11 protein-coding genes are annotated in these 9,642 nt (G+C 62.5%); all 11 read right to left on the bottom strand.

Annotated elements, in window-relative coordinates; all coding sequences use genetic code 11:
* Positions 1–5 precede the first annotated feature (5 nt).
* Positions 6–1,022 (bottom strand): amino acid ABC transporter substrate-binding protein, encoded by a 1,017-nt coding sequence (locus NX862_RS16895; protein WP_264495114.1) that lies wholly within the window; start codon positions 1,020–1,022, stop codon positions 6–8.
* A gap of 220 nt (positions 1,023–1,242) precedes the next feature.
* Positions 1,243–1,947, bottom strand: coding sequence for an ATP12 family chaperone protein (locus NX862_RS16890; RefSeq protein WP_264495113.1), 705 nt, complete (start codon positions 1,945–1,947; stop codon positions 1,243–1,245).
* Positions 1,948–2,982, bottom strand: a complete 1,035-nt coding sequence (locus NX862_RS16885; protein WP_264495112.1) for an RluA family pseudouridine synthase — start codon at positions 2,980–2,982, stop codon at positions 1,948–1,950. It lies immediately after the preceding gene.
* Positions 2,979–3,326 (bottom strand): fluoride efflux transporter FluC, encoded by a 348-nt coding sequence (locus tag NX862_RS16880; protein WP_319800893.1) that lies wholly within the window; start codon positions 3,324–3,326, stop codon positions 2,979–2,981. The genes NX862_RS16885 and NX862_RS16880 overlap by 4 nt, the downstream gene beginning before the upstream one ends.
* Positions 3,327–3,462: 136 nt before the next feature.
* Positions 3,463–4,758, bottom strand: a complete 1,296-nt coding sequence (locus NX862_RS16875) for a replication-associated recombination protein A (protein WP_264495111.1) — start codon at positions 4,756–4,758, stop codon at positions 3,463–3,465.
* Positions 4,759–4,833: 75 nt separating this feature from the next.
* Positions 4,834–5,250 (bottom strand): 50S ribosomal protein L17, encoded by a 417-nt coding sequence (gene rplQ, locus NX862_RS16870; RefSeq protein WP_264495110.1) that lies wholly within the window; start codon positions 5,248–5,250, stop codon positions 4,834–4,836.
* A 150-nt stretch (positions 5,251–5,400) separates the two neighbouring features.
* Positions 5,401–6,417 carry a DNA-directed RNA polymerase subunit alpha gene (locus tag NX862_RS16865; RefSeq protein ID WP_264495109.1) on the bottom strand — a complete coding sequence of 339 codons (1,017 nt, stop codon included), beginning with the start codon at positions 6,415–6,417 and terminating at the stop codon, positions 5,401–5,403.
* A 115-nt stretch (positions 6,418–6,532) separates the two neighbouring features.
* Positions 6,533–6,934 (bottom strand): 30S ribosomal protein S11, encoded by a 402-nt coding sequence (gene rpsK, locus NX862_RS16860; RefSeq protein ID WP_168776066.1) that lies wholly within the window; start codon positions 6,932–6,934, stop codon positions 6,533–6,535.
* A 12-nt stretch (positions 6,935–6,946) separates the two neighbouring features.
* On the bottom strand, positions 6,947–7,315 hold the full coding sequence (gene rpsM / locus NX862_RS16855) for a 30S ribosomal protein S13 (protein WP_264495108.1): 369 nt from the start codon (positions 7,313–7,315) through the stop codon (positions 6,947–6,949).
* Between the two features lie 178 nt (positions 7,316–7,493).
* Positions 7,494–8,144 (bottom strand): adenylate kinase, encoded by a 651-nt coding sequence (locus tag NX862_RS16850; RefSeq protein WP_264495107.1) that lies wholly within the window; start codon positions 8,142–8,144, stop codon positions 7,494–7,496.
* A gap of 98 nt (positions 8,145–8,242) precedes the next feature.
* On the bottom strand, positions 8,243–9,601 hold the full coding sequence (gene secY / locus NX862_RS16845) for a preprotein translocase subunit SecY (RefSeq protein ID WP_264495106.1): 1,359 nt from the start codon (positions 9,599–9,601) through the stop codon (positions 8,243–8,245).
* Between the last annotated feature and the right edge of the window lie 41 nt (positions 9,602–9,642).

Here is a 9,642-nt window from a genome sequence, read left to right as displayed (position 1 = left end):
TCAGATCACCGGAAGGGCGGAGCGTATTGCAGACCGCCTTGGGTCCACAGCGCGTTCAGACCACGGGCCAGTTTGATCGGGGTTGCAACACCGATATTGGCCTCAAAGATCTCGCCATAGTTGCCGTTGGCGGCAATCGCGGCCTTGGCAAAGGTGGCGTCCAGGCCCAGCATCTTGCCGAGATCGCCTTCCAGGCCCAGGATACGCTTGATTTCCGGGTCTTGGGTCGAGGTGGCGACTTCTTCGATATTGGCCTTGGTGATGCCCTTTTCCTCTGCGGTCAGCAGCGCGAAATAGGTCCAGCGGATCACGTCACCCCAGGCATTGTCGCCATGACGGACGACCGGGCCCAAAGGCTCTTTCGAGATGATTTCCGGCAGAATGATGTAGTTGTCCGGATCGGGCAGCGTCGCGCGGGTCGAAGCCAGACCCGAAGCGTCGGTCGTATAGGTGTCGCAAGCGCCGGCGGTGAACTGGCGCAGCGCCTCGCCGTCGTCGGCCACGTTCACCGGGGTATAGGTGATGTTGTTGGCCTTGAAGAAGTCGGCAAGGTTCAGCTCGGTCGTGGTGCCGGTCTGGATGCAGACGGTCGCGCCATCAAGCTCTTTGGCCGAAGAAACGCCGAGGTCTTTTTTGACCATGAAGCCCTGGCCGTCATAGTAGTTCACGGCGACGAAATCGAACTTAAGGTCGGTGTCGCGCGAATAGGTCCAGGTCGAGTTGCGGACCAGCACGTCGACTTCGCCCGAAGCCAGCGCGGTGAAACGGGTCTCACCGGTCAGCGGCACGAACTTCACCTTGGAGGCATCGCCGAACACGGCAGCGGCGACGGCCTTGCACAGGTCGACGTCAAAGCCATGCCATTCGCCCTTGTCATCCGGCGCCCCGAAACCGGTCAGGCCGGTGTTGGAGCCGCAGTTCAGCTCACCGCGCGCCTTGACGTCCTCCAGCGTGCCGGCCTGGGCCACGGCCCCGGTCAGCGCGGCGGCGGCAAGAGTGCCGAGAAAGAGGGTCTTGTTCATCCATGTCTCCCTGAATGCTCTGTTTGGCAGAGCGGTTATCTATGCCTGATTTTGCACCAGGCAAGGACGAGTTACCCCGTCAGTGTCGTGCATGATCGGTCAAAGCGGTTTCATTGGTCAAGAATATAACAATGCCCGCGGCGAATGCGGCATTTTTGGTCGCTTTTGCTGTGGAGGACGAAAAGAACCCCCTGCGCTGCCTTCCTGTCAGGCAATAAACTTACCCGGCAAGGGCAAAGAAGCGCGCAGCCGACAGGAAGTCGGCACGTTTGAGGGCGGCGATCTCTGCGGCTTCTTCGTCCTCGCCCCATTCTTCGGCCTGAAAGGCCTCGTCGATTCGGGCGAGTTCCCAGGCCTCTGTGGCGGCAAGGCGCGACTTGGCCACGGCCAGCGCCAGGATCAACGAGCCCGAGATGGCCACAAGGTCATGGAACGCGGCCAGGTGAAAAGGACCATAGGTCCGCACATGGGCCCGCAGCGCCTCAAGCGTCTGGGGCGGTTGGGCGACGTGGATGACGCCCTGGGTCACGGTCAGCCGCGCGCCCAGGTGGTCGGCGGCCCAGTCCAGCAGCGGGTCCCAGGCCTCGGCATGGCGGCGGACCAGAGCCGCAGGCTTTTCGGCGCGATAGCACAGAAGGTCGCTGCCGCCATATTCCGCCAGGTGATCGGCCACGGCGGGCACCATGGGCGACACCTTGTCCAGCGCGGAATTGGCCATCCGAGTGGCAGGCATGGCAGAGGGGTCGATCTTGCCCGTCTGCGCATCCCATTCCGCAGCCACAAGCTGCGCCAGCCCCTCGGTCGGCAGAACCAGCGGCGTCTTGGCCGGGGTCTTGACCGGCCGTGTGTCCAACAGCACCGCCCAACCGTCCGGCAAGGCCTGAACGGTGGCGGTTTTCCAAAAGCGTTTCGGGGCCCAGCTCATTTATTGCCGATAGGTGAAAGGGTCCGCGGGGACATCGTTTTCTTTCCAGTCAAGCATCTTCCAGGTCTTGGCCATGTGGTCGGGCAAAGGCGCGGTAAAGGTCATGACCTTGCCGGTCACAGGATGTTCGACCGTCAGCATGCGGGCATGCAGATGCAGCTTGCGCGACATGTCGCCGCCGGTGCCTGCGCCCCAGCCATCGCCCATGTTTTCCGCCGTCGACCCACCATATTTGCCGTCACCAATGATCGGATGCCCAAGCTCTGCCATATGGGCGCGCAGTTGGTGGGTGCGGCCCGTCACGGGCTCCAGGGCCATCCACGACATGCGGGTGCTAAGGAACCACAGCGTGAAAAAGTCGGTCTGCGCCCGTTTCGCATCGGGATAATCGCCCATCTTGGCCGGATGGATGCAGATCATCTTGTCATCGCCGCGCCCGGCCGAGGTCTTCATCAGGCCAAACTTGACCGAACCCTGTTTCGGGTTGGGCACACCGGCGACCAGCGCCCAATAGATCTTGCGCGCCTCGCGGTGGCGCAGGGCCTCGGACAGGCGGCGCGCCACGCGGTCGGTGCGCGCCAGCATCAGAAGGCCAGAGGTGTCCTTGTCCAGACGGTGCACCAGCTTGGGCTTGTCCTTGTAGCCGAACTTCAACGCTTCGGCGAGGCCATCCACGTGACGCTCTCCAAGGCCGGAACCGCCTTGAGACGGCAGGCCCGGCGGCTTGTTCAGGACGATCATGTGTTCGTCCTTCCAGATCACGCAGTCCTGGATCATCTGGGCGTCGGACTTCGACATGCCAGCGTTTTCATGCTCGGGCGCGGGGGTGTCGGGCAGTGGCGGGATGCGGATCTCCATCCCCGGGGCCACGCGGTCGCTGGCCTTGACGCGGCCCTTGTCCACCCGGATCTCGCCCTTGCGGCACATCTTTTCGATGGCGCCTTGCGTGATCTGGGGGAAGTGCTTTTTCATCCAGCGGTCGAGGCGGCTTTCGCCCTCGTCCTCGGTGACGGTGATCAGTTGCACGGCGGTCATGGCAGCAGCCTTTGAGTCAGGGCGGCGCCGATTGCGACGGCGGCCAGCGAGAGAAGAACGGAGGCGCCGGCGTAAAGCGCGGCCTCGGCCAGGCGGCCGGATTGGGTCAGCCTGAGAGTATCCAGCGAGAAGGCTGAAAATGTGGTGAAGCCGCCCAGAAGGCCGGTCAGGAACAGCGGGGCCAGCGGGTGTCTGGCCAGAAGCGTGGCCAGGACGCCCATGGCAAAGCAGCCTGCGACATTGACCGCGGCCGTGCCCCAAGGCGCCCCGACCGTGGAAACGGTCAGATAACGCAGGACAGAGCCCGCCGCGCCGCCAAGCGCGATCTGAAGAAGGGTGAACATCAGGTTTCCTTGGGGCGGACGGTGCGAAATGTCAACCGTCGCGGGGGCCAGCCCCCGCACCCCCGGAATATTTATGCCAGTATGAAAGAGAAAGAGCGGCGCTTCTTGATCCGACGACAGTGTTTCGGCTGATTGCCTACTCGGCGTTGCGACGGGCGCGGAGCTTGGCAAAATAGTCGATGCGCTTGATCAGCTCGCGTTCAAAACCGCGTTCGGGTGGGGCGTAATAGACCGGGCGCTTCATGCCGTCGGGGAAATAGTTCTGGCCCGAGAACGCATCTTCCTGGTCGTGGTCATAGGCATATTCGGCGCCGTAGCCGAGCTGCTTCATGAGTTTCGTGGGGGCGTTGCGGATATGCAGGGGTGGGGGATGAGAGCCGGTTTCACGCGCCGCCACCCGGGCGGCCTTGTAAGCCTTGTAAACGCCGTTGGATTTCGGGGCCAGCGCCAGGTAGACGACCGCCTGAGCGAGGGCCAGTTCGCCTTCGGGGGAGCCGAGGCGTTCATAGGTCTGCCAGCTTGCGAGGCAGAGTTCCTGCGCCTGGGGGTCGGCCAAACCGATGTCCTCGACCGCCATGCGGGTCAGGCGGCGGGCGAGGAAACGGGGGTCCTCACCGCCCTCCAGCATACGGGCCAACCAGTAGAGGGCGGCATCGGGGTCAGAGCCGCGGATGGATTTGTGCAGGGCGGAGATGAGGTTGTAGTGCTCTTCGCCCGATTTGTCGTATTTGGCCGCGCGGCGCATCAGGCGGGTGGAAAGCGCCTCGGGGGTCAGCGGTTTGTCGATGGTCCAGGCCGAGACCTGCTCGATCAGGTTTAAAAGCGTGCGGCCGTCGCCGTCGGCCATCTCGATCAGCGTCTCACGCGCGGGACCCGTCAGGGGGAGGGGGCCGGTTTCCGCCTCGGCGCGCAGGGTCAGGCGTTCGAGGTCGGCGGGCGTCAGGCGTTCCAGGACGATGACCTGGGAGCGGGAGAGAAGCGCGGCGTTCAGTTCAAACGAGGGGTTTTCCGTCGTGGCGCCGACCAGAAGGATCGTGCCGTCCTCCATATAGGGCAGGAAGCCGTCTTGCTGCGCCTTGTTGAAGCGGTGGATCTCGTCGACGAAAAGCAGAGTGCCCTTCTGGCGAAGTTTCGCGGCCTCAAAGACTTTCCGCAGGTCGGGCACGCCGGTGAAGATCGCCGAAATCTGCACGAAGGCGAGGTCGGTCTCCTGCGCCAGAAGCCTTGCGATGGTCGTCTTGCCGACGCCAGGCGGACCCCAGAGGATCAGCGAAGACAGGGAATGGGCGGCCAACATGGCACCAAGCGGACCCTCGGGACCCAGAACATGCGCCTGGCCGATGACCTCTGACAGGCTCTGCGGGCGCAGGCGGTCAGCAAGGGGACGCGTGGCTTCGGTCTTGGGCTTGGGGGAGTCGAAAAGGTCGGACATGGGCAGAGCCTAACCGGGCCGGCAGAAATGCAAAAGGCCCGCATGACGCGGGCCTTTCGGTAAAGTCGCGAGCGATTACTCGGCAGCGTCCTGCGCTTCAAGACGCGCGCGGTCGATGGCGCCCTTGGCGTTCGGATCGCGGTCAACGAACTCGATGATCGCCATCGGCGCCATGTCGCCATAGCGGAAACCGGCCTTCAGGACGCGGACATAACCACCCTGACGGTCCTTGTAGCGCGGCCCAAGGATTTCGAACAGACGGGCCACCAGACGCTCTTCCTTCAGAGCGGCCGAGGCTTGGCGACGGGCGTGCAGGTCGCCGCGCTTGGCCAGCGTGATCAGCTTTTCGACGATCGGACGCAGTTCTTTCGCCTTCGGCAGGGTCGTCTTGATCTGCTCATGCTCGATCAGCGAGCCCGACATGTTGGCGAACAGCGCCTTGCGGTGTTCGTGGGTCCGGTTGAGGCGGCGATAGCCAGCACCATGGTTCATGATAGTCTCCTATTCCATTTTGTTTTGTCTGGCGGGGGATCGTTCTTTCCCCGTCCGTTGGGCCAGCAAGGCCAAAGTTCCCCGGCAGTCCGGGCATTTTAGTTTGACGGCAAGCACGGCATCGGGTGCCGTGCTTGCACGCACCATTCGTTAGAACTGGTCTTCGAAACGCTTGGCCAGGTCTTCGATATTTTCCGGCGGCCAGTCTTCGACTTCCATGCCCAGATGCAGCCCCATGCCCGACAGCACTTCCTTGATTTCGTTCAAGGACTTGCGGCCGAAGTTCGGGGTGCGCAGCATCTCGGCTTCGGTCTTCTGGATCAGATCGCCGATATAGACGATGTTGTCGTTCTTCAGGCAGTTGGCCGAACGGACCGACAATTCCAGCTCGTCGACCTTCTTCAGCAGCAGCGGGTTGAATTCCAAACCGCTGTCTTCCACGCCCTTGCCGGCCGCTTCCGGCTCGTCGAAGTTGACGAAGACCGCCAGCTGGTCCTGAAGGATGCGCGCGGCATAGGCCACGGCGTCTTCGGGGGTCAGCGAGCCATCGGTTTCAACGCGCAGCGTCAGCTTGTCATAGTCCAGCACCTGGCCCTCACGGGTCGGGGTGACTTCGTAGGACACCTTTTTGACCGGCGAGAAGATCGCATCAATCGGGATCAACCCGATCGGCGCATCTTCAGGACGGTTCTTGTCGGCCGAGACATAGCCCTTGCCGGTGTTGACCGTCAGTTCCATGTAAAGGTCGGCGCCATCGTCCAGGTGACAGATCACGTGGTCGCGGTTCAGGATCTCGATCCCCGAAGTCTCGGAGATGTCGCCAGCCACCACGACGCCCGGGCCCTTGGCCGAGATCGACAGGCGCTTCGGACCTTCGACATCCATCTTCAGACGGACACCCTTCAGGTTCAGGACGATGTCGGTGACGTCTTCACGCACGCCCGGCACCGAGGAGAACTCGTGCAACACGTTGTCGATCTGCACCGAGGTGATCGCCGCGCCTTGCAGCGAGGAGAGCAGAACCCGACGCAGGGCATTGCCCAGGGTCAGGCCAAAGCCGCGCTCCAGCGGTTCCGCGATCAAAGTCGCCGAACGCTGCGCATCGGGACCATGCTTGGTCGCCAATTGCATCGGCTTGATCAATTCTTGCCAGTTCTTGTGGATCATGCTGTCGCCTCCATACCTGCCCGCTGCCCATGTCCTTGACGGCGGACGCCCGAGGGTCGTTGAATAGCCAAACCGGGCCGCAGAGAACCTGCAGCCCGGCGGTCGTCAGTAATGCTTAGACGCGGCGACGCTTGGGCGGGCGGCAGCCATTGTGCGCCAGCGGGGTCACGTCGCGGATCGAGGTGATGTTGAAACCAACAGCAGCCAGAGCGCGCAGAGCCGATTCACGACCCGAACCCGGGCCCTGAACTTCGACTTCGATCGTCTTGACGCCATGTTCCTGAGCCTTGCGGCCCGCATCTTCGGCAGCCATCTGAGCGGCATAGGGGGTCGACTTGCGCGAACCCTTGAAGCCCATCGTGCCAGCCGACGACCAGGAGATCGCATTGCCCTGGACGTCCGAGATCAGAATCTTGGTGTTGTTGAACGAAGAATTGACGTGAGCAACGCCGGCGGCGATGTTCTTGCGCTCTTTCTTCTTGCCACGCGAAGCGGCGGACTTGGTATCCTTGGCCATCTGATCTACCCCTTACTTCTTCTTGCCGGCGATCGGCTTGGCCGGGCCCTTGCGGGTGCGGGCGTTCGTGTGGGTGCGCTGGCCGCGGACCGGAAGGCCCTTGCGGTGACGCAGGCCGCGGTAGCAGCCAAGATCCATCAGACGCTTGATGTTCATCGAAACTTCACGGCGAAGGTCGCCTTCAACGGTGAAGTTCGCGTCGATGTGTTCGCGGATCGCGAGCACTTCGGCATCCGTCAGCTGGTTGACACGGCGAGCGCGGTCGATGTTCAGGGCCGAGCAAATCTGCTCGGCAACATGTGCGCCGATGCCGGTGATGTATTGGAGCGCGATCGGAACGCGCTTCGCGGTGGGGATGTTGACGCCAGCAATACGTGCCACGCGTAGCTTCCTTTACAGTTGCGGTTCCGTATCACCAGAACCTTTTTTCACAACCGGGGCATGAGCCCCGAACGATCCCTCTTCCGCTTGCGCAAAAGAGAACCCCGGGCCGATTCCGCCCCGGGACACCGCGCTTTATGGGCTTTTCAGCCACAGGTCAAGGGGCGGAACCCTTGATTCAACGCTTGTCAAGAAGTTTCGCGACAGCCGTGGCCACCTGGTCAGGCTCGGCCATGCCATCGACGCCATGCAGCTGACCCTTGGCGTAGTAATAGCCGATCAGCGGCGAGGTCTTCTTGTAATATTCCACCAGCCGCGTGCGCAATGCATCCGCATTGTCATCGGCGCGGCGGTTCAGCTCGGTGCCACCGCAGTGGTCGCAGACGCCGGACGCCTTGGTCGGCTTGGTCTCGTCATGATAGACCTCGCCGCAGGTGCGGCAGGTAAAGCGGCCCGAGATGCGCGCCACCAGGGCCGCATCATCCACCTGTATCTCGATCACGGCATCCAGGGTCTTGCCCTTACGCGCCAGAAGCTCACCCAGGGCATCGGCCTGTTTCAGCGTGCGGGGAAAGCCGTCAAAGATGAAGCCGCCCCCCGAGGCGCCGTTCAGCTTCTCTTCGATCAGGCCGATGACGATGTCGTCGGTCACAAGCTCGCCACGCGCCATCACATCGGCCACGCGCTTGCCCATTTCGGTGCCCGAGGTCTTGGCCTCGCGCAGCATGTCACCGGTCGACAGCTGCACCATCTGGCGGTCGTCAACCAGACGCTTGGCCTGCGTTCCCTTGCCTGCACCGGGCGGACCCAGAAGGATGATATTGGTCATGATTCAGGTCCCTCCCCATTCACTTACGCGTTCACTTCCGCGTTAACGCAAGAAGGGGCCACTTTCCAGCGGCCCCTTGGATCGCGTGACGTTTTGCCTCAGCGCCGCGCCGGCGCTTTGGGCGCCGTGCGCTTGCGGCCGCGCAGCTGCGACTTCTCGATCAGGCCCTCATACTGGTGCGCCAACATGTGGGACTGGATCTGGTTGATCGTGTCCATGGTCACCGACACGACGATCAGAACCGAGGTCCCGCCGAAGTAGAAGGGGATGTTCATGTAATAACGCAGGATTTCCGGCAGGAAGCAGACCGCGACCAGGTAGGCCGAGCCGATGACCAGCACCCGGTTGACGACATAGTCCAGGTAATCCTGGGTCTTCTTGCCCGGACGGATGCCCGGCACAAAACCACCCTGCTTTTGCAGATTCTCGGCCACGTCATCGGTCTTGAACGAGACGTTATGCGTGTAGAAATAGGCAAAGAAGGCAATCAAACCGCCCTGCAGCACCAGATACAGCGGCTGACCCGCGCCCAGATAGGCCAGGATCGTCGCCAGGATCGGATTGGTGGTCGAACCGGAAAAGGTCGCCAGCGTCGTCGGCAACAGCAACAGCGAAGAGGCAAAGATCGCCGGGATCACGCCCGCCGGGTTCACCTTGATCGGCAGATGGCTAGAGCCGCCGTCATAGATCTTCATGCCCACCTGACGGCGGGGATACTGGATATGGATCTTGCGGAGCGCGCGCTCCATGAAGACCACAAAGAAGATGACCGCGACGACCAAGACCATGGCCAGGACGATGACCCACCAGGGGAAGACGCCCGACCGGCCTTGGCTCAGGAACTGCGCCAGGGCGCCAGGGATTTCCGCGACGATGCCGGTAAAGATGATCAGCGAGACGCCGTTGCCGATGCCGCGCGAGGTGATCTGCTCGCCCAGCCACATCAGGAACATCGTGCCGCCGACCAGCGTCACCACGCAGGACAGCTTGAAGAACAGCGTCGGATCATGGGCCAGCCCGCCCGCCACGATCGAAGCCGCAATCGCCCAGCCCTGAAAGGCGGCAAGGAACACGGTCGCGTAGCGGGTGTATTGGTTCATCTTCTTGCGGCCCTGCTCACCCTCTTTCTTGAGGCTTTCCAGGGCAGGCACCATCGAGGCCAGAAGCTGCACGATGATCGAGGCGGAGATATAGGGCATGACGCCCAGGGCAAAGATGCCCATGCGGGCCAAGGCGCCGCCGGTAAAGAGGCTGAGCATGCCACCCAGGCCTTGCCCCTGCCCCTCCATGAAACTTTTAAGCGCGGTCCCGTCGATGCCGGGAACCGGGATATAGGTGCCCAGACGATAGACCATCAACACCAGGATGGTGAAGAAAATGCGCTGGCGCAGGTCGCTGGCCTTGCCGAGCGCACCCCAGCTGAGGTTCGCCGCCATCTGCTCTGCTGCGGATGCCATATTGGGACTTCCCGTTGACGTTGTGATAACGCCGCCGAACC

The sequence above is a fragment of the Stagnihabitans lacustris genome, from assembly GCF_025950525.1.
Taxonomy (GTDB): domain Bacteria; phylum Pseudomonadota; class Alphaproteobacteria; order Rhodobacterales; family Rhodobacteraceae; genus Stagnihabitans.
The sequence above is the reverse complement of the archived record's forward strand: the minus strand, read 5'-3'. Positions and strand labels throughout refer to the sequence as shown.

Coding starts and splice junctions, on each gene's coding strand:
- NX862_RS16895 (WP_264495114.1), bottom strand. CDS start 1,022: ATGAACAAGACCCTCTTTCTCGGCACTCTTGCCGCCGCCGCGCTGACC.
- NX862_RS16890 (WP_264495113.1), bottom strand. CDS start 1,947: ATGAGCTGGGCCCCGAAACGCTTTTGGAAAACCGCCACCGTTCAGGCC.
- NX862_RS16885 (WP_264495112.1), bottom strand. CDS start 2,982: ATGACCGCCGTGCAACTGATCACCGTCACCGAGGACGAGGGCGAAAGC.
- NX862_RS16880 (WP_319800893.1), bottom strand. CDS start 3,326: ATGTTCACCCTTCTTCAGATCGCGCTTGGCGGCGCGGCGGGCTCTGTC.
- NX862_RS16875 (WP_264495111.1), bottom strand. CDS start 4,758: ATGTCCGACCTTTTCGACTCCCCCAAGCCCAAGACCGAAGCCACGCGT.
- rplQ (WP_264495110.1), bottom strand. CDS start 5,250: ATGAACCATGGTGCTGGCTATCGCCGCCTCAACCGGACCCACGAACAC.
- NX862_RS16865 (WP_264495109.1), bottom strand. CDS start 6,417: ATGATCCACAAGAACTGGCAAGAATTGATCAAGCCGATGCAATTGGCG.
- rpsK (WP_168776066.1), bottom strand. CDS start 6,934: ATGGCCAAGGATACCAAGTCCGCCGCTTCGCGTGGCAAGAAGAAAGAG.
- NX862_RS16850 (WP_264495107.1), bottom strand. CDS start 8,144: ATGACCAATATCATCCTTCTGGGTCCGCCCGGTGCAGGCAAGGGAACG.
- secY (WP_264495106.1), bottom strand. CDS start 9,601: ATGGCATCCGCAGCAGAGCAGATGGCGGCGAACCTCAGCTGGGGTGCG.